This is a genomic window from Kiloniella laminariae DSM 19542, assembly GCF_000374005.1.
Taxonomy (GTDB): domain Bacteria; phylum Pseudomonadota; class Alphaproteobacteria; order Kiloniellales; family Kiloniellaceae; genus Kiloniella; species Kiloniella laminariae.
Window position 1 is genome coordinate 177625 of record NZ_KB893170.1, and the last position, 18380, is coordinate 196004.

An 18380-nucleotide genomic window follows, 5' to 3' on the forward strand; every position below is an offset into this window, starting at 1 on the left:
AGCGCGGGCTCTTTGTTCTTTCTGCCTTATCTATTGTCGTAGCCCTGTATCAGCATTAAGCTATGTACCCAGATTCACTAGAGAATCATCCTGGGGGATATACGTTGTTCAAGTTAGCTACCGACCTGTTAGAAAATTCCGGCATCACGCGTAAAATGCGCCTTTTATCCTGTTGCACTGTCCTTGCTGCAACCGGGATAACATCGATGGCTTCCGCACAAACCGTGGTGATTGGCGGATCTGGCAGTTCCGGCGTTTATATAAATGAACAGCTCGCCGGGCCAGTTCCTAACTATGCCAACGCTTATGGCGGCCAGATGGCCCCGTCAGGCTATCCTGGGACAAGCGATGGGCAATATCTCAGCCGGCCAGGAAAACTTCTTTTTCCTCCCCAGAGCTATCCCCACAGCCAGGTCACCGTATCCAGTTTTGCTTCTGTTCAGACTTCCAGCCTGACGACACAAGGGAACTGGCAGCAAGGACAGGCTTCAGCCAGTCCACTTTACAATCCTTACGGCCAGCCTGTAATCCCCCTTGGACAGGCAAAGTCAATTGGCCAAGTCCAGCCCAAATATCCGGATCAAATTCCTGCATTTCAACCCCAATCCCAGCTTTTGGTTCCTCCTCCTGCAGGAAGAGCACAAACAACGGCACGGGTATCTGCCCCCAGAACACAGCAAACAGAAACTTCCGACATCATCACACCGGAAGTGAAAATTGCTCGGGCAACACCTATCGAAGCTGAAACAACACCTGCCCCGGCTCCCAAGGCTGCGGCGAAAAAAGCTCCCCCGTCCATTGTTCCTCCGGCTCCAGCAGTATCTGCTGAGGACCCCGTAGTTCCCAAAACCAAAATAGCAAAAGTACCAGAACAGACGACCAGCTCTGTTTCAGGTCCTGTTTCAGGCTCTGCGGCAAAGGTTCCTGCCCCAACAAATACGACTGTGCCAACTGAACCTGTCACGATCACGCCTGTTCCTAAGCCTCCGGTATCGAACGAACCAGCTGTTGTTTCAACAGACGAGATCCCTGCAATTCCTGCGGCCCCGTCTATCGCTTCAGGAAATTCATCCCTGAGTGAGACAACAGCAGAGCTCGCCCCTCCCCCCCCACCACCTGCTGGTCCTGCCCCTGTTGAAACAGCTGCGCTCACGTCCAGTGGGGCTCTTGCTCCAATGGAGCTGACTTTTGCACCAGAGTTGGCTGAGCTCAGCCCGGCTGCAAAAGATAAATTGAACAAGCTGGCGGATTACATGCTTGAAAATGATGCGGCGGTTATCCAGCTTCTTGCTTATGCAGGCGACAACGAAAGTAATGCCCAGGCACGACGTGTCTCTCTCTCCCGGGCTCTTGCAGTGCGCGGGGTACTGATGGACAGAGGAATCCAGAGCACCAGAATGCATGTGAGAGCACTTGGCAACAAAACCAAAGACGGCAATCCTGATCGCGTAGATATCATTCCAGTCAAGAATTAATCATCCTTACTCTGCCTACGGCAAAGCAAAAGCCATAGTTTCGCCCTACAAGCCCTGTAACCTTCGCTGGTTTATTTGATCAAGAGGCACCTGACGCCATGAAGCGGCCAACACGTTATCTTATTCGGATGGGTATTTTTCTGGGCATTGTTACCGCCGCCGTTGCGGTACTTTTCCCCAGCCTCCAAGAAGCATTTGTGGCCAATGCCGTAATGAACGGGATGATTCTTGGTGTTCTGGGTTTTGGCATCATCTATATTTTCCGACAGGTCTTGTCCCTGAAAATAGAACTGACATGGCTCAATCACCTCAAAAAAGAAACCCAGGAGGGGATCGTTTTTGCCGGTGCCATCAGCGAATTCAAGGAACCTCGCCTGCTCGGCCCCATGGCAACGATGATCGGAGAGAAAAAAGGGAAGCTTAGCCTCTCCACCCTCTCAATGAGAACCCTTCTGGACGGCATCCAGGCCCGTATAGAAGAAAGTCACGAGATTTCCCGCTACCTCATAGGGCTGCTGATCTTCCTAGGCTTGCTGGGGACATTCTGGGGACTGCTTGGCACCGTCAATGCCGTTGGCGACACCATTGCTGGCTTAAGCGCGACGGCAGACGACCCCTCGGCCATGTTCGATGAACTCAAATCCGGTTTACAAACGCCACTTTCAGGCATGGGAACAGCTTTCAGCTCCTCTCTTTTTGGCCTTGCCGGCTCTCTGGTACTCGGCTTTCTTGAACTTCAGGCAGGGCAAGCCCACAACCGTTTTTTAAACTACCTCGAAGAATGGCTATCCGGAGTTACAAAACTGTCCAGCGGCAGTGCTGGTGTCGAAGGCGACCAATCCGTCCCGGCCTATATCTCTGCCTTGCTGGAACAAACAGCTGAAAGCCTTGAGAAGCTCCAGCGCACGATGTCCCGCGACGAAGATGAACGGGTCAAGGCCAACCACACACTCGTTACCCTGACCGAGCGGATGTCCACACTGACCGATCATATGCGGGCGGAACAAAGTGTAATGCTCAGTATTGCCGAGACCCAGTCACAGCTGAAGCCCATCTTGGCGCAACTTGCGCAGGCACAAAGCAAAGCCCCTGCAAATAGTGGCCTTGATGAAGCCTCCAAAGGGCATATACGAAACATGGATCTACGCCTTGAGAAGCTCTCTGGTGATATTCTGAGTGGTCGGGAAAGTTCAGTTCAGGAAATCCGGAGCGAGATCCGGCTATTAACCAGAACACTGGCTGCTATGGCTGAAACGGAATAACCGCAAATGTTTTCCCCGAGCCGCAAAGTCAGTCGCCGGTCAATCAACATCTGGCCCGGCTTTGTCGATGCACTGGCAACCCTGCTGCTTGTCATCATCTTTGTACTGATGGTCTTCATGGTTGCCCAGTTCACACTGAGTAATGCCCTCAGTGGCCGGGAAAAGGCCCTTACCCGGCTGAACAGAGAGATCAGCGAACTCGCCGAGCTCCTGTCACTGGAAAAATCCGAAAATTCCCGCCTCCGATCCAGCGTCACCCAGCTCACGACAGAGCTGCAAAGCTCCATCTCCTCCAGAGACAGCCTGGCCAACCAGCTCGCATCTCTTGCCCAGGAAAAAGAAGATCTGAATGGCGAATTGATCGCGGTCAGCGAACAGCTCAAAAACTTTGTTGATGCCCAGAACCTGCTTCAAGCCGACAGGGATGAACTGGAAGCTGACAAGGATCAGCTTCTCAAAGATCGCAAAGACCTTAAAGACCAGCTATCTGCTCTGGAGTTGGCGGCGGCAAAACTCTCGGCAGAATCGGCCAGGGTAAACGCCGAACTGGAAGACGCCTATAAAGTTGTCGAAGCAGATAGGGAAAAGATTGAGACGCAACTAGCAGAGATCGCCTTGCTCAAAGAACTGCGCGACAGCCTGACACAACAGCTGGCCGGGGCCCAGGGCGAAGTTCAGGGGCAGAAAGTGCTCACTGAAGAAGCCAGAACCGAGGTTGTTCTGCTCAACCAGCAGATTGCTGCCTTGCGCAAACAGCTGGCAGATATCTCCGCAACACTTGAGATCACCGAAGCCGCCAACAAAGAACAGGAAACCCAGATCCTTGATCTGGGGCGACGCCTGAATGTTGCACTGGCAACCAAAGTCCAGCAGCTTGCCCGCTACAGATCAGAATTTTTTGGTCGCCTGCGGGAGGTGCTGGGCAACCGGCAGGATATCCGAATCGTTGGCGATCGATTCGTCTTCCAGTCAGAGGTTCTTTTTTCCAGCGGTTCAGCGACTCTCGGTGAAAGTGGCCAGGAACAATTGGGCAGGCTGGCCAATACCCTTCTGGACCTCTCCAAAGAGATCCCCTCCGAAATCAACTGGATTCTCCGGGTTGATGGCCATACGGATATTCAGCCCATCTCAACAGCTGAATTCCCCTCCAACTGGGAACTTTCTACAGCCCGGGCAATCTCCGTGGTCAAATACTTGACCCGCCAGGGAATTCCGGCTTCCCGGCTTGCAGCTACAGGCTTTGGTGAATTCCAGCCCCTTGATGACAGTAGCGACGAAATCGGATATCGACGCAACCGTCGGATCGAATTAAAACTCACTGAAAGATAAAACAGAAAGGGCGATGTATTTCACAGCCCTTTCTGTTTTGGTTCTTCAGCCTCATCCTGGCCGGAACTTATATAATAAAGACCCCTTCAGAGCGCTTTCTGGTATTAACTCGCCGCCTGCACCTGAAAATCCACAGCAGCATCGCCTCCGAACTGAAGTTCAGCCAGACGCGCATATAAGCCTCCCTGGGCGATCAGATCGCTATGGGTACCACTGGCAACAATTTTGCCTGCCTCCATCACCAGTATCCGGTCTGCCTTCAGCACGGTCGCAAGGCGGTGAGCAATCATCAGTGTTGTTCTGCCTTCAAGTAGATTGTCCAGCGCCAGCTGAACTGCACGCTCACTCTCGGCATCCAGAGCAGATGTCGCTTCATCCAATAGTAGAATAGTCGGATTTCGAAGGATCGCCCGTGCAATCGCCAAACGCTGGCGCTGACCGCCGGAAAGCCTCACACCTTTTTCCCCGAGATAGGTATTATAGCCCTCTGGAAGCTCCTTGATAAATTCATGGGCGGACGCAGCACGGGCCGCATCCATCACCTCGGCATCGCTGGCATCAGGGCGACCATACCTTATATTTTCTAGAGCACTGTTTGAAAAAATTACGGGCTCTTGAGAAACCAGACCGAGGTGTTTGCGCATTTCAACAGGGTCAAGATCTGTAAGAGGAATGTCATCAATACGGATAGACCCGTTCTTTGGGTCGTAATAACGTAATAAAAGTTGAAAAACTGTTGTTTTTCCAGCCCCGGAAGGACCAACAATCGCAACTTTCTCTCCAGCTTTTACCGAAATTGAAAACTGTTCCATCGCCGCCTGATTAGGACGGGCCGGATAGTTAAAGTCGACATTCTCAAAGGCGATTGCCCCGGAGATTTTTTCTGGCAAGGCAACCGGGTTTTCAGGAGAGGCAATATCCGTTTCAGTGGACAGCAAATCAAGCAGCCGTTCCGTTGCTCCTGCTGCGCGTTGAAGATCTCCGATCACTTCACTGAAAGCCCCCAAAGAGCCTGCGACCACCACCGCATAAAAAACAAAAGAAGACAGCTCTCCGGCAGATATCCGCCCCGTCAGGACATCATGCCCGCCAACCCAGAGGATACCGCTGATCGAACCGAACACCAGAAGGATCACAATCGCCGTCAAGAGAGCTCTTGATCGGACCCGACTTACTGCCGTATCAAAAGCATTCTCCACATGCCCAGAAAATTGCTCCCGATCCAGTTCTTCATGGGAAAAAGCCTGAACAGTACGAATCCCACCAATTGTCTCGTCAGCATAGACACCGACATCCGCGATTCTGTCCTGTGTATCTTTGCTCAGACGTCTCACTTTTCGACCAAAGAAAATAATCGGCACCAGAACGAAAGGAATAACAAGAGCAACAAATCCGGTGAGTTTCGGCGAGGTAATGACAAGAAGAGCCAAGCCGCCGAAAAACATAAGGATGTTTCTGAGCGCAATAGAGAACGAAGACCCGACCACCACTTGTAACAAGGTCGTATCCGTCGTCAGGCGCGAGAGGATCTCTCCGGTTCTTGTAACTTCGAAAAAAGCCGGAGACATTTTGATAATATGCCCAAATACCGCTGAACGAATATCTGCAACCACCCGTTCGCCAATCCAGGACACCAGAAAATATCTGGAGTAGCTGGCCAAAGCCAACAAAACAGTTACGCCAAAAAGGACAAAAACAGCTTGATCGAGCAATTCGCTGTTCCCACTGGAAAATCCCTGGTCAATTAGTGCCCGGAGTCCACGCCCAAGCCCAAGAACAGTTCCAGCAGCAATCATCAGCGCAATCATGGCCCCAACAATCTGTAACTTGTAAGGGCGGACAAACTGCCACAGCAGCAAAAGATTCTTTAAATCTTTGCTACGTTCGCGTTCTCCTGCCTGTGTCACCCCAACAGGCTCCCTCTTTGCTGTCTTCTTTTCTGTGGTCTTTTGACCAGTCATTGCAGCGCCTTGGCGGCTCATATTGTACGTTCCTGTTTGTGGCTCTTATATCAAAGCATCAGCTTAATTTGCCATTTACCTAATAACGGAATTGACCTTTCCACTCTAGTGTGACAAACCACAAAACGATCAAGGGTTCAATGCGACCCTGTGACCCTGGGCAATATTTTATTCCCGATTCGTGGATTTAACTTGCTTCCAGGCGCAGGGTCGGGTAAACAGCCCCCGCTTCCTAAGGGGATTCAGGATTATGAAAAAAGATATTCACCCAGCTTACCACACCATCAAAGTTGTCATGACTGATGGTAGTGAATTTGAAACGCGCTCGACCTGGGGCAAAGAAGGCGATACGCTTCGTCTTGATATTGACCCCAAGAGTCATCCAGCATGGACTGGCGAACACCGTTTGGTTGATACCGGCGGCCAGGTTGCCAAGTTCAACAAACGTTTCGCAGCATTCGGCATCAAGAACTAAGCCGTTCGCAGCAACGAATAAAAAAAGACCTTGCCTCGGCAAGGTCTTTTTTTATGTCCTATCAAGTTGCGAATCCAACCGGGATATCCGTAGATAGAGCGCGTGGCTTCGACCGAGAAGATCCTGCATCTTTGCATCTGTCCCTTCGGGTGTATTCTGGATATGACCACACACCACCTGGCCAGACAGACGATTTTCAGGTTTTACAGCCTCTTCCACAGGCACTTCACCAGACTGAACAGCCCGCTGCATCATCAACCAGGCCATGACCTGGGTAAGCCTTGCCGTCAACCGCATACTCTCACAGCAGATCAGCAAACGCGCTTCCGGGGCCAGCCAGGCATGGCGCGAGCGGGTACCACTGGCGATATAGTCACGCGCTTCCTTAATAAGAGACAGGGTCTCTTGATAGGTCGAATCCAGATAAGTAACCATTCTGCTGCCAGACACTACCTTCTCGCACGGTTTTCGTATTAAGACGAAACAGCTTTTATCTCCTAGCCCATCCTATCATCAACGGCCTTAACAAAACCTTGGACCCGGCTTGTCACAGCCACCCTTCTCCAATCCTGACAGACTAACTGGCCTGTTATTACTCCCTTCAACGCGATTTATAGAACCGCCAGTATCCCCCCGCTGTTCACAAAAAACTGATCCAGAAAACTGAACCAGAAAACTCGGGGTATCTTGAAATAAGATTTTTCAATCATATGTCTTCTTCAGAAGAGAAATGCCATTGACGGGTTTCTCTCTAATTCATCGGCTCGACCAAAAGGTGAGCCAGAGACAAAACAGCCTGTTGCTCAAAGGAGAACAAGCAATGCATCACCGTGACCTTACCCCTTTGCTCCGTGCCACTGTTGGCTTCGATCGCATGATGAACATGCTCGACACTGCCGGCAGGATCGAAAGCAGCACCCCCAGCTACCCCCCGTATAACATCGAGAAAACTGACGAGGATGCCTATCGGATAACCATGGCAGTTGCCGGGTTCTCTGAAGACGAGCTGGAAATCACTGTCAAAGAAAACTCCCTGCATGTCGGCGGGAACATGGGAAAAGCCGAAGATGAAACCGTGACGTACCTGCACCGCGGTATCGCAACCCGGTCATTCCAGAGAAGTTTCGACCTTGCTGATCACATAAAGATTACAGGGGCCAACCTTGAAAACGGGCTTCTGACAATTGAACTGGCGAGAGAGATCCCGGAAGCAAAGAAACCGCGAAACATTCCGATAACAAAAGGGACCAGCCGTTCTCCTGAACTTATCGACAGTTAGAATAAATGCCTTCTGATTAAAAGCCGAAGGCCGAGCTTCGAATAGAAGCTCGGCCTTTATTATTTGGCAATTTTTAACAAACGCTACGATTATAATCGCGTAGTCTGCTTGTCCACCCTGTCAACTTGCCTTTGTTACGCAAGAGGTTATGAAGACTCGAGCCCGACGTCAAGTTCTTGTTTTCATTTTTGACACTTTTACGACGAAACACTCATTTTTATGATGCCTTCGCGCTTTATTTTGCGAAATATTCTTTCAAACAAAAAAAACCGCCGGATAAATCCGGCGGCAAGTCAACAGGGAGGCATCATAAAAAGTGTATAAAAACAATAAACAAACAAAAAACCTGATTTCTTACTTACCAGATTATAACACATGAACTAAAAAAGAGTTAATATTACAAATAAACTCTCTTGACACCTAAGATTTGGTACTTCCCTACGACAATTCAAGGGGGAAAATGAGAAGATCCATCAAAACCTCCTCATTTTTGGATAAAGTTAATTCCCCTGAGAAAATAGACTCCAATAATACTTTTTGTATTACTGAGCCATCCATCCACCATCGACAGAAAAAGGTGCACCTGTCATTTGAGACGCAGCATCACTACACAAAAACACAGCCAGCTTCCCAATCTGCTCGGGCGTTGAAAAATCCTGGGTTGGCGTTTTTTCCGCAACCAATAGCTTTTTCTCTTCCTCAAAGCTGCGGCCACTACTTTTTGCCCTGGCTTCGATCTGCCCTCGAACCAGATCGGTGAGGACCCAGCCAGGACAGATCGCATTTGACGTAATGCCCTGGGTCGCGACTTCCAAGGCCACGGCTTTAGTCAAGCCGACAATTCCGTGTTTGGCAGCAACATAAGCTGACTTATTAGCAGAAGCACTCAGACCATGTGCAGAGGCCACATTGATAATACGTCCCCACCCTTTCTGCTTCATCATCGGCAAGGCTGCCTTGATAGTATGAAAAGCAGAAGTCAGATTAATGGCAATTACCGCATCCCAGCGATCCGCCGGAAACTCGTCAATCGGGCAGACATGCTGAATTCCCGCATTATTAACCACGATATCTACCGCCCCAAAGATACTCTCGGCTTTTTTGATCATTGCCACAATTTCATCTGGTTTGGTCATATCAGCATCTGAATAGGCAACACGAACCCCATATTGTCGGGCAAGATCTTCCTCTAGCTGTCTGATTTCCTTCTGATCACCAAATCCGTTCAACATGATATCGGCACCCTCTGCCGCCAGTTGCTCGGCAATCCCCTTGCCAATACCACTGGTCGACCCCGTAACAACGGCAGCTTTTCCTTTAAGGATGGACATCCTTCTTCTCCTGTTCATCTATGCGATAACTATTTCGCTTGTTATCTGTATTGCCTGACGCCTCTCCCTGAAGCCCAAGAAAAGGGCTTCATCGCAAAATTCATCAAGCTGAAAAACATTCAATACCCGGGAAGAATACTGACATAATGCGCAATTAAAAGTGTAACTGTCACAACTGACACGGTTGTCGAGGCAAGGACAATCGAAGCTGCCCTGGCGGTAAAGACACCATACTGTTGCGCCAATATAAAAACGTTCACGCCTGTGGGCTGGGCCGCAAGAATAACCGCGACAGCTCCCCACAGAGGGGGAACATCGACAAAGCTGTAGATCAGCAAAGCCACAACACCCGGATAAACAAGGGTTTTCAGAGCCACAATCAGAAAACTCTGCTTGAGATCTCCGGCAAGCTTAAAACCATTCAGGGAAACACCGAGGGAAAACAGGGCACAGGGCACAACCGCCCCGCCAAGCGTTGAGGTGAAACGGTCGAGAATAAGGAAAAAATCAAATCCGGCTGTCTGATACAGAGCCCCGGCAACCAGGCTCAGGATAATGGGATTGCGAATCACCGCCCGAACCAGAGCGCGCCCCATCACCCGCAAACCCCGCCCCGCACCAGCATCCCTGGAAAGATCGTACTCTGTCAGCATTGATGTCAGCGCCATCAGTATCGGCGCCTGAAAAGCAATAAGCACCGTCAGCGGCACCATACCTTCATCCCCGAAGGCAGAATATACCAAAGGAAACCCGAGAAGCAGCATGTTGCTGTAGGTTGACCCCATGGACATCAACGCCATTTCTTTTAACTGATAGCCCCAGAACCGACGTCCGAGAAATGCGCTAAAGGAAAAAACAACAAGTGCTGCACTATAGAAAGCGAGAATAAAGGGCAGATTGATATCTTCTGACAGGTTCCCCTTGGCCATGGTGCGAAACAGCAGGGCAGGACTGGCGAGATAGTAAACAAAAAATGACAGCCCCTTGAGCGCAGCATCTGTCACCCACCCTTTTCGCCCGATCTGATATCCACAGAGAATCAGCGCAAAAACCGGAAGCACAATAGCCAGACTGGTAATCATCTATTGATCACCTTTTTCTCATCAGAAACCTCGCCCCTGCCGTACAAAAAAATCGTCATGAACGAAACAGTCCGTCCAGACCTTTCCGATGTTTTTCCTTACGGGTTATTTCCTGCCGTGTTCTTGCTATCTCCACCTCAAGCTCAGCGATATACTCAGCCAGTTCTTCAAGCCCGAGAGGTTCAAGATCTTTTGCTTTCTGCTTGACCGTTTTGGGGTCCCAGTCATCCAAATTCATTTCTTTCTCCGGGCTGCTCATAAATACCCTCCAATCAGGGCCTCTTGCTTTATCGAATAGTCAAGTCTCGGCTAGAAACACCTGCTTCAGCATACTAGACTGATCCGCGAAGAGAAAAACAGTAGAATATCAAACAGCCGAGGTCCCCCGTGTCTCCTTCCCTTCCTGCCAGTATGACGGCTATCGAAATCAAAGAATTTGGTGGTCCAGACCAGCTCCAGCCGACCCATCGCCCACTGCCTCGCCCGAAAGAAAACGAGGTTCTGATCAAGGTTGCTTATGCCGGTGTTAACAGACCCGATGTCATCCAGCGGCAGGGGCTCTATCCTCCTCCTCCCGGTGAATCAGATATTCCCGGGCTGGAAGTCTCGGGAACCGTCGTCGAAATCGGCCCAGACAGCTCACCCCTGCACATCGGAGACAGGGTTTGCGCCCTGGTAGGTGGTGGTGGCTATGCCGAATACTGTCTGGCCCCTGCCCGCCAGTGCCTGCCCATACCCGAGGGTTTTTCGATGGAACAGGCCGCAGCTTTGCCGGAAACTTTTTTTACCGTCTGGAGCAATGTGTTTGATCGCTGTCAGCTGAAATCCGGAGAAACCTTTCTGGTACATGGCGGCACTTCAGGAATCGGGACAACCGCCATACAGCTGGCCAAGGCTTTTGGCGCCAAGGTTATCACCACAGCCGGCAGCCCCGAAAAATGCGATGCTTGCCTTGCCCTGGGTGCGGATCTGGCAATTAATTACCGCAGTGAGGATTTTGTCGAAAAATCTAAGGCCTTCACCGATAAAAAAGGAGTTGATGTCCTTCTTGATATGGTTGGCGGCGACTATATACAAAAAGACATCTCGGCACTTGCGGCTGATGGCAGGCTCTGTTTTATCGCTTTTCTGGGAGGCCCTCAAACGACGGTCAATTTTATGCCCGTCATGCTCAAGCGCCTGACAATCACAGGCTCGACCCTGCGCGCCCGCTCCGGTGACTTCAAGTCAGATGTGGCCGAGAAATTGAAACAACAGGTCTGGCCATTACTTGAAACAGGAAAAGTTACTCCTGTCTTGTATAAAATCCTTCCTCTTGTTCAGGCAGCAGAAGCACACAAACTGATGGAATCCTCTCAACATGTCGGAAAAATTATGTTAAAGGTGGCGGATTGATAAAAAAAATCACCTGATATCTTTATTTCCTACTTGGCCTAGCGGTATATTCGAGGTATGCCACCAGCAGGGCACGCAATGCCGTAGCCGGAGGAACTATAGCCGTCGGCACGATTAGGAGAACCAATGTCTCAGCCACTTATGCCAAAAGCGACCGCCGTATGGTTGGTCGAAAATACATCGCTGACCTTTGAACAGATCGCAGAGTTCTGTCACCTTCACAAGTTGGAGGTTCAGGGCATTGCCGATGGTGAGGTTGCTGTGGGCATCCGGGGCATGGACCCCATTGCCAACTCCCAGCTGACCAAAGCCGAGCTGGAGCGCTGTGAAAAGGATTCAACCAAATCCTTGCGTCTGTTCAAGCAGGAAGACCTTCCCCTGCCGTCAAAACGGACCAAAGGACCTCGTTACACCCCGATTGCCAAACGTCAGGATAAACCCGACGGGATTGCATGGCTGGTGCGTCACCACCCTGAGCTGACGGATAACGATATCTCGAAGTTGATTGGTACGACCAAAAAAACCATTCAGGCACTGCGGGACCGTTCGCACTGGAACATGAGCAACATTCGCCCTCGTGATCCGGTTTTGCTGGGCCTCTGCAAGCAGTTGGATCTCAACGCAAGTGTTGAGAAAGCCCGCAAGGAAGCAGAAAAAACTGGACGGGTTTTCGCACAGCCAGAACCGATTGAGGAAGAAAAGCCCGTAGAGACTTCTGATGATCCCTATGCTGCTTTTACCCGCGCATTCAAAGACAACAGCTGATTTCACTCAGCTAAGATCGAATAGAAAAGGCCTCTTGTCTCAAGAGGCCTTTTCTATTTTCAGCAGATCAACTGCATACATTATCGACCAAGACCTGACATCATCCAGCTGTATCCTCTGGTATTGCAGAGCGGACCCGGATCTGATCCGGGCGATAGAACAATCCCAGCTGCAAGCTCTCGGCTATCCGTGAAGATTTCACCCTAAGTTCACTGGCAATCTTTTCCTCGAACAGTTCCTCAGCAGTCATATGAAACAGGGCAAGCCACTGGGTGAAGTGCGCCTTGGTTATTCCCGGGATCTCCAGATGCTTTATCATCGGATTTCCCTTGTATCTCCCCGTTCCAAGCATAACCGAGGACCAGAAGTCATACATCTTGGCGAGATGGCTCTCCCAGTTTCCCTTGATCACCTCGTCAAAAACAGGGCCAAGATCTTTATCCTGACGCACCCGGGTATAAAAACGATCCACCAGAATGATAATGTTGTCTTCGGTTACCTGCGTAAACATTGTCCAAACCTGCCGTGATAATTGTTTCTCTTGATACACCAACAGGCATCCAATAAGAAATATATAAATTACATCTTATTGTTTATCGTAACAGACCAATTGCCGCAGGCTGGCACCTTTACCAGCAATCGTCCGAAATAATTCCTGAAACATTAAGTCATTCCATAGGGCTACAAAGCTTTACCATAGCCGATTTCCTGCAGGGCAGTTGTGATTTCATCCAGGATCGCGGGATCATCAATTGTGGCTGGAATCTTGTAGTCTTCACCATCGGCGATCTTGCGCATGGTTGCGCGAAGAATTTTACCCGAGCGGGTCTTGGGCAAGCGAGACACCACTGCCGCCAACTTGAAGGCCGCAACCGGACCAATTTCCTCCCGCACCTTGTGAATAACTTCAGATACCACCTCGGCAGGGGCCTTCTCTGTCCCCGCACTCAATACCATGAAGCCCAAGGGCAGCTGCCCTTTAAGCTTGTCTGCCACACCGATCACTGCACACTCTGCTACGTCTTGGTGCGCAGCAAGCACCTCCTCCATTGCACCTGTTGAAAGCCTGTGCCCCGCAACATTGATAATGTCATCGGTTCTGGACATAACATAGATATAGCCGTCTTCTCCCTTGTAGCCCGCATCCCCGGTTTCATAATATCCCGGATAGCTGCTGAGATAGGCTTTGTGATGGCGGTCAGGGGCATTCCACAACGTCGGGAAAGTTCCTGGGGGTAATGGAAGCCGGCAGACAATCGCGCCGATTTCCCCCGCCGCCATCTCTTTCTGGTCATGCCCCAGAATGCAGACATCCCAGCCAGGAACCGCTCTTGCCGGAGACCCGGCCACAACCGGCAGCGGCTCAATTCCCAGACAGTTCGCGGCTATTGACCAACCCGTTTCCGTTTGCCACCAATGGTCAATAACCGGGACCCTGAGTTTGTCCTGAGCCCAGTTAAGGGTATCAGGATCACAACGTTCTCCGGCGAGGAACAGAGTGCGAAAACAGGAGAGATCATATTTCTTGATATAGCTAGCCTCGGGGTCCTGCTGCCGGATTGCCCGAAAAGCTGTGGGTGCTGTAAAAAGCACGGCAACTTTGTGCTGCGAGATGACCCGCCAGAAGGCACCAGGATCAGGTGTTCCTATCGGTTTTCCTTCATAAAGTACGGATGTAGCACCATAGAGAAGCGGACCGTAGACAATATAGGAGTGCCCGACAACCCATCCGACATCTGATGCCGCCCAGAAAACCTCCCCAGGCTCTATATTATAGATGTGCTTCATTGACCAGTGCAGCGCCACCGCATGGCCGCCATTATCCCGGACGATGCCTTTTGGCTGACCTGTTGTCCCGGAAGTATAGAGAATATAAAGCGGATCGGTTGCGGCAACGGCAACACAGCCTTTTGCCCTGGCAGTAGCCTCGGCGTCTTTCCAGTCAACATCCCTCTGGGGAAGCATGGCAGCTTTAGCCTGTGGTCTTTGCCAGACCACACAGTGTTCCGGCTTATGGCTGGAAAGCTCAATCGCATGATCCAGCAAGGGTTTATAGGCGATGACCTTGCTCACCTCTATGCCACAGGAAGCAGAGACGATAACCTTCGGCTGGCAGTCATCAATCCGTGTTGCCAGTTCATTCGCCGCGAATCCACCGAAGACCACAGAATGGACGGCACCAATTCTGGCACAGGCCATCATCGCGATCGCAGCTTCAGGGATCATCGGCATATAGATGATCACCCGATCCCCTTTATTGACCCCCAGACCATCCAGCACACCGGCAAAACGGGCAACCCGATCGAGAAGGGCACTGTAAGAGATATGTTCAACTGTATTTGTTACGGGGCTGTCATAAATAAAAGCCGTCTGCTCTCCCCGCCCGGCCTCGACATGCCGATCCAGAAGGTTATAGCAGGTATTGAGCTCGGCTCCTTTGAACCAGCGATAATAGGGAGGGTTGCTGCTATCCAGTACCTGTTCGCAAGGTTTTGACCAGTCAATCTTCTCCGCAGCTTCAGACCAGAAGCCCTCTGGATCAGACAAAGAGCGTGCATGCACTTCATCAAAACGACTCATTAAAACGTCCCTATTCTGTCTTTTATTATTCTTTTTCACACAGTCTCTTCGAACTTCCGACCAGACTGCGTGAAAGCATTACCAGAATCAATCCAGAGCCATATTCAAAAAAGGGAAAAGATAATTTTTTTACAAAAAGCGCCCACTACGGATAAGCCTGTAAAAAAACAAAGGGTTCACGCTGTATTCCAAACAACGCAAACCCCAAGCCTTGGCATCACCCTATCCGTGATACACTGTATACTGGATTAAAAATGGATTTTTTATATCGGCCTTATTGTACCGTCGAAAGATGCTGCAGTTCATCTTTCACTCGTAGCTTCTCTTTCTTAAGTGACATCAGTAGAGATTCATCAGGAAGCGGACGGTGATTTTCTCGATCAATAGCGTTTTCCAAGGAACCATGTTTCACGCGCAAAGACTCAATGCGTTCAGCTGCGGCCATATTATTCTCCCTCTGGTTACGTTATTACATAGTGCAATCTCAACAATACCTGTTTTTATCCTGCCAGCCCTTCAAACGTGCATGACAATAATCCCCACCGGACGAGCCGTGCGAGAGGAACCTTTTGCAAAATTCGAAAAGCCATCATGATTGGGAATGGATACAGCGCTGGCACCTAGCCGACAGGTCGACTTTCGTGTATGGGATGTCTTCGAAGCGTCCCAATCGCGTATTTCTTGCCAGTATTGCCCCACCTCAAACCCGTAACATTTTTGATAAGACAGCGTGAGATTATGCTAAACCTGTTCAGGGATAATGCCAAGAGGCCCGGAATAAATATTTCATTTATTCTTCACGATAGTGAAAGATAGTTACCTATGACCAAAGAGCGGATAATTATCGGAATCAGTGGTGCCAGCGGCGTCACCTATGGCATCAGGCTCTTGAAACTTTTGCAAGATTTGCCCATAGAATCTCATCTGGTGATGAGCAAATCTGCCGAAGTGACCCTGGCCTATGAAAGCAGCCTGAAAGTCGCAGATGTTAAAGGACTTGCTGATGTTTCCTACAATATCAACGACATAGCCGCCTGTCTCTCCAGTGGTTCCTATCGGACTCTCGGCATGATCATTGCCCCTTGTTCTATCAAGACCCTGTCCGAAATTTCATCAGGGGTCACATCGAGTCTCCTGACCCGGTCTGCCGATGTCATTCTCAAGGAAAGACGGCGTCTGGTTCTGATGGTTCGGGAAACCCCCCTTCATACCGGGCACCTGCGCAGCATGCTCAACGTATCAGAAATGGGGGCAATTATTGCTCCGCCTGTTCCTGCTTTCTACGCCAGACCCGAGTCCCTTGACGAAATGGTTGATTATACTCTCGGGCGTGTTCTTGATCTTTTCGATATCGAGATACCCGGAATGAACCGCTGGAACGAGAACAGTAAACAACGCCCGGAGCAGTAGAAACCTTCTCCCCTAGCAGCCCTCATCGGAAGCTTACTGGAAAAGCCAGACAGCCTCCAGAGGAGGCAGCTCGGGGAACCCTCCTCGGACAATCGCCGCAAGATCAGCACAGTCTGCAGTCCCAATTGTTGCGACTTCACAAAGTTCGAGATAGACCACAAGATTACGGGCTGCAATCTCGGGCGACGGACGCTCGGATTGACGCAAGGGCATCTGCAAATGCATATAGTTTTGCTGCAACGCCTCCGCCCAAAGTTCCAGATCCTTGACCCCCTGTCGCAGCTCGTCACTTTGCCGGAAGCCCTGGGTATTTTCCTGTTTGATCCAGCGACGCACATCCCGAAGAGGTTCGATAACCCGATCCCGCCAGGCCTCAACACCCGCAATCATCCCCGTGAGCTCAATCGCGGATAAAAGCCGGCTACAAAGTCCTGCCCAACAGCAAAACAGCAAAAGATTAACATCCAGATCGTGCTTATCCTGCAAAACGAGGCAGGCAGGCGCAACACCCGGCTGTTTGTATGACTCAAGTGAAAAATTCCAAAAAGGATTATTTGGCAGTTTATCGGCCTCAATCATCACCAAAACAAATTCCCAAACCTCTTGCCGTTAACATTACCGAACTGTCCGGCTGCACTGCTCTATAGCCCGCGATTGCTTCTTGCAATGGCACATCGAAACAATGACGCCCGCTCCAGGCGACAAGACGGTCAAACTTCCCGGCAGCAACCAGATCAACTGCATGAACGCCAAAGGTAGAGCCCATAATCCTGTCCCGGGCAGAAGGAACTCCGCCTCGTTGCAAATGCCCCAGTACCGTAACCCGGGTCTCGGCGCCGGTCTCTTCTGCAATACGATGACCGATGTATTCACCGATTCCCCCATAGGTGACGGCACCGCTGGCCTGAGTTTCGGTCACTTTTTGCCCCTCCTCGTCGCGGACAGCCTCTGCAACAATTACCAGCAGAAAATTTCGTCCTTCAGCATAGGTTCTTTCAATTTTTCGTTTGATAGAGGCGAGACTATATTTCACTTCCGGGATCAGAATAATATCTGCGCCCCCGGCAACACCGGCATTAAGGGCAATATGGCCGGCATCCCGCCCCATAACCTCCAGTACCATCACACGTGAATGACTGGCAGCCGTCGGCTGGAGCTGATCCAGAGCCTGGGTCGCAATATCGACTGCAGTCGCATAACCGACTGAAACCTCTGTGTGGCCAAGATCATTGTCTATGGTCTTTGGCACGCCAATAAAGTTTAAACCTCCTTGTTCTGCCAGTCGACGCAGGATCGCCATACTGCCATCCCCGCCGATACCGATCAGGGCATGAAGCTCCAGCTCTCGATAGGCCTCTATAATTTCTTCACTACGATCCAGGATCTGGCCATCCGGCATTTCATAACTGAAGGGGTTTCCCTTGTTGGTGGTGCCGAGAATTGTTCCTCCGCGTCGCAGGATATCTCCAGTAAAGATGGAAGGATCAAGTTCCCGCGCCATCACCGGACGCGCCAGCAGCCCGGCAGTCCCCTGTTCGATACCGATCACTTTCATACCATAGCCCTGGACGGCCCGGTGAACGACAGCACGAACGACAGCATTCAGGCCGGCACAATCTCCACCGCTTGTCAGAACACCGATTCGCTTGCCAGCCAATTCCATAACAAATCACTCCAGATTTCTGAAAATACCCCATAAGGAGCCGATTTTGTGCTAACTTCTTGGTAGATAGTCTATTCAGCTCACTCTTCTCATACAAAAACTATGTTTATTTTCAAAGAGAGAGTGAGACCTCAGCAAAACGTCTTTATCTGAGTAATTTACGAATAATGTGTAATGCTTTTGGCTTCGAGCAAAGGCTTTACACATTATTCGTTGTCACAAAGAGATCATTTTGGGTTGTTTAGTCGCTTTACCCATAGGCTTTTCGAAACCTTTCGCCCTTATTTAAATTCCATCCGATAGCTGCGAGTGTAAAGTGTACATGGGTTCGAGCCAGCCCCATAAAGCGGGAGCGGCCCATTCCCCAGAGCCG

18 protein-coding genes are annotated in these 18380 nt (G+C 50.5%); 8 read left to right on the forward strand and 10 right to left on the reverse strand.

Going from position 1 to position 18380, the window contains the following annotated elements; translation table 11 throughout:
* Positions 1-206 precede the first annotated feature (206 nt).
* The 3 genes from B152_RS25690 (at position 207) to B152_RS0120955 (ending at position 4066) form a co-directional block, all read left to right on the forward strand.
* Positions 207-1475 (forward strand): OmpA family protein, encoded by a 1269-nt coding sequence (locus B152_RS25690; RefSeq protein WP_020594418.1) that lies wholly within the window; start codon positions 207-209, stop codon positions 1473-1475.
* Between the two features lie 98 nt (positions 1476-1573).
* Positions 1574-2737: a hypothetical protein gene (locus tag B152_RS0120950; RefSeq protein WP_020594419.1), complete on the forward strand. Its 1164-nt coding sequence runs from the start codon at positions 1574-1576 to the stop codon at positions 2735-2737.
* Positions 2738-2743: 6 nt separating this feature from the next.
* Entirely contained in the window at positions 2744-4066 is a 1323-nt protein-coding gene (locus B152_RS0120955) for a peptidoglycan -binding protein (RefSeq protein ID WP_020594420.1), read from the forward strand.
* Positions 4067-4170: 104 nt separating this feature from the next.
* Here the strand turns inward: B152_RS0120955 and B152_RS0120960 are convergent, their stop codons facing one another.
* Positions 4171-6048 (reverse strand): ABC transporter transmembrane domain-containing protein, encoded by a 1878-nt coding sequence (locus B152_RS0120960; protein WP_020594421.1) that lies wholly within the window; start codon positions 6046-6048, stop codon positions 4171-4173.
* A 229-nt stretch (positions 6049-6277) separates the two neighbouring features.
* Here B152_RS0120960 and rpmE point away from each other — a divergent pair, with 229 nt between their 5' ends.
* Entirely contained in the window at positions 6278-6502 is a 225-nt protein-coding gene (gene rpmE / locus B152_RS0120965) for a 50S ribosomal protein L31 (RefSeq protein WP_020594422.1), read from the forward strand.
* Between the two features lie 51 nt (positions 6503-6553).
* Here rpmE and B152_RS0120970 read toward each other — a convergent pair whose 3' ends face one another.
* A complete protein-coding gene (locus tag B152_RS0120970) occupies positions 6554-6937 on the reverse strand; it encodes a DUF1465 family protein (protein WP_020594423.1) in 384 nt (127 codons plus the stop codon).
* Positions 6938-7322: 385 nt separating this feature from the next.
* Between B152_RS0120970 and B152_RS0120980 the strand changes: the two genes are divergently transcribed.
* Positions 7323-7781 carry an Hsp20 family protein gene (locus tag B152_RS0120980; protein WP_020594425.1) on the forward strand — a complete coding sequence of 153 codons (459 nt, stop codon included), beginning with the start codon at positions 7323-7325 and terminating at the stop codon, positions 7779-7781.
* Between the two features lie 542 nt (positions 7782-8323).
* On the opposite strand, the gene B152_RS0120985 is transcribed toward B152_RS0120980, so the two are convergent.
* The 3 genes from B152_RS0120985 to B152_RS0120995 form a co-directional block, all read right to left on the reverse strand.
* Positions 8324-9112, reverse strand: coding sequence for a 3-hydroxybutyrate dehydrogenase (locus B152_RS0120985; RefSeq protein WP_020594426.1), 789 nt, complete (start codon positions 9110-9112; stop codon positions 8324-8326).
* 119 nt (positions 9113-9231) lie between these two features.
* Positions 9232-10194 carry an AEC family transporter gene (locus tag B152_RS0120990; protein WP_020594427.1) on the reverse strand — a complete coding sequence of 321 codons (963 nt, stop codon included), beginning with the start codon at positions 10192-10194 and terminating at the stop codon, positions 9232-9234.
* 55 nt (positions 10195-10249) lie between these two features.
* Positions 10250-10432 (reverse strand): DUF1192 domain-containing protein, encoded by a 183-nt coding sequence (locus B152_RS0120995; RefSeq protein WP_026261768.1) that lies wholly within the window; start codon positions 10430-10432, stop codon positions 10250-10252.
* A gap of 149 nt (positions 10433-10581) precedes the next feature.
* Here B152_RS0120995 and B152_RS0121000 point away from each other — a divergent pair, with 149 nt between their 5' ends.
* The gene (locus B152_RS0121000; protein WP_020594429.1) at positions 10582-11589 is read left to right on the forward strand and encodes an NAD(P)H-quinone oxidoreductase; all 1008 of its coding nucleotides are present in this window, start codon (positions 10582-10584) and stop codon (positions 11587-11589) included.
* A 126-nt stretch (positions 11590-11715) separates the two neighbouring features.
* Positions 11716-12354 (forward strand): DUF1013 domain-containing protein, encoded by a 639-nt coding sequence (locus tag B152_RS0121005; protein ID WP_020594430.1) that lies wholly within the window; start codon positions 11716-11718, stop codon positions 12352-12354.
* A 100-nt stretch (positions 12355-12454) separates the two neighbouring features.
* Here the strand turns inward: B152_RS0121005 and B152_RS0121010 are convergent, their stop codons facing one another.
* The 3 genes from B152_RS0121010 to B152_RS25875 all read right to left on the reverse strand — a co-directional run bounded on the left by B152_RS0121010 (position 12455) and on the right by B152_RS25875 (position 15379).
* Entirely contained in the window at positions 12455-12865 is a 411-nt protein-coding gene (locus B152_RS0121010) for a group III truncated hemoglobin (RefSeq protein WP_020594431.1), read from the reverse strand.
* Positions 12866-13035: 170 nt separating this feature from the next.
* On the reverse strand, positions 13036-14934 hold the full coding sequence (locus tag B152_RS0121015; RefSeq protein WP_020594432.1) for a propionyl-CoA synthetase: 1899 nt from the start codon (positions 14932-14934) through the stop codon (positions 13036-13038).
* A 274-nt stretch (positions 14935-15208) separates the two neighbouring features.
* Positions 15209-15379 (reverse strand): YdcH family protein, encoded by a 171-nt coding sequence (locus B152_RS25875; protein WP_020594433.1) that lies wholly within the window; start codon positions 15377-15379, stop codon positions 15209-15211.
* Positions 15380-15756: 377 nt separating this feature from the next.
* On the opposite strand from B152_RS25875, the gene B152_RS0121025 reads away from it, so the two are divergent.
* The gene (locus tag B152_RS0121025) at positions 15757-16344 is read left to right on the forward strand and encodes a UbiX family flavin prenyltransferase (protein ID WP_020594434.1); all 588 of its coding nucleotides are present in this window, start codon (positions 15757-15759) and stop codon (positions 16342-16344) included.
* A gap of 33 nt (positions 16345-16377) precedes the next feature.
* On the opposite strand, the gene B152_RS25695 is transcribed toward B152_RS0121025, so the two are convergent.
* Both B152_RS25695 and B152_RS0121035 read right to left on the reverse strand, forming a co-directional pair.
* Positions 16378-16923: a TIGR02444 family protein gene (locus B152_RS25695; RefSeq protein WP_020594435.1), complete on the reverse strand. Its 546-nt coding sequence runs from the start codon at positions 16921-16923 to the stop codon at positions 16378-16380.
* Positions 16916-18007, reverse strand: a complete 1092-nt coding sequence (locus B152_RS0121035; RefSeq protein ID WP_020594436.1) for an ATP-dependent 6-phosphofructokinase — start codon at positions 18005-18007, stop codon at positions 16916-16918. Before B152_RS0121035 ends, B152_RS25695 begins: the two co-directional genes overlap by 8 nt.
* Positions 18008-18380: the final 373 nt, after the last annotated feature.

Excerpts from the sequence above, each read along its gene's own strand:
- B152_RS25690 (WP_020594418.1), top strand. The coding sequence starts at position 207 with ATGGCTTCCGCACAAACCGTGGTGATTGGCGGATCTGGCAGTTCCGGC.
- B152_RS0120950 (WP_020594419.1), top strand. The coding sequence starts at position 1,574 with ATGAAGCGGCCAACACGTTATCTTATTCGGATGGGTATTTTTCTGGGC.
- B152_RS0120955 (WP_020594420.1), top strand. The coding sequence starts at position 2,744 with ATGTTTTCCCCGAGCCGCAAAGTCAGTCGCCGGTCAATCAACATCTGG.
- B152_RS0120960 (WP_020594421.1), bottom strand. The coding sequence starts at position 6,048 with ATGAGCCGCCAAGGCGCTGCAATGACTGGTCAAAAGACCACAGAAAAG.
- rpmE (WP_020594422.1), top strand. The coding sequence starts at position 6,278 with ATGAAAAAAGATATTCACCCAGCTTACCACACCATCAAAGTTGTCATG.
- B152_RS0120970 (WP_020594423.1), bottom strand. The coding sequence starts at position 6,937 with ATGGTTACTTATCTGGATTCGACCTATCAAGAGACCCTGTCTCTTATT.
- B152_RS0120980 (WP_020594425.1), top strand. The coding sequence starts at position 7,323 with ATGCATCACCGTGACCTTACCCCTTTGCTCCGTGCCACTGTTGGCTTC.
- B152_RS0120985 (WP_020594426.1), bottom strand. The coding sequence starts at position 9,112 with ATGTCCATCCTTAAAGGAAAAGCTGCCGTTGTTACGGGGTCGACCAGT.
- B152_RS0120990 (WP_020594427.1), bottom strand. The coding sequence starts at position 10,194 with ATGATTACCAGTCTGGCTATTGTGCTTCCGGTTTTTGCGCTGATTCTC.
- B152_RS0120995 (WP_026261768.1), bottom strand. The coding sequence starts at position 10,432 with ATGAATTTGGATGACTGGGACCCCAAAACGGTCAAGCAGAAAGCAAAA.
- B152_RS0121005 (WP_020594430.1), top strand. The coding sequence starts at position 11,716 with ATGTCTCAGCCACTTATGCCAAAAGCGACCGCCGTATGGTTGGTCGAA.
- B152_RS0121010 (WP_020594431.1), bottom strand. The coding sequence starts at position 12,865 with ATGTTTACGCAGGTAACCGAAGACAACATTATCATTCTGGTGGATCGT.
- B152_RS0121015 (WP_020594432.1), bottom strand. The coding sequence starts at position 14,934 with ATGAGTCGTTTTGATGAAGTGCATGCACGCTCTTTGTCTGATCCAGAG.
- B152_RS25875 (WP_020594433.1), bottom strand. The coding sequence starts at position 15,379 with ATGGCCGCAGCTGAACGCATTGAGTCTTTGCGCGTGAAACATGGTTCC.
- B152_RS0121025 (WP_020594434.1), top strand. The coding sequence starts at position 15,757 with ATGACCAAAGAGCGGATAATTATCGGAATCAGTGGTGCCAGCGGCGTC.
- B152_RS25695 (WP_020594435.1), bottom strand. The coding sequence starts at position 16,923 with ATGATTGAGGCCGATAAACTGCCAAATAATCCTTTTTGGAATTTTTCA.
- B152_RS0121035 (WP_020594436.1), bottom strand. The coding sequence starts at position 18,007 with ATGGAATTGGCTGGCAAGCGAATCGGTGTTCTGACAAGCGGTGGAGAT.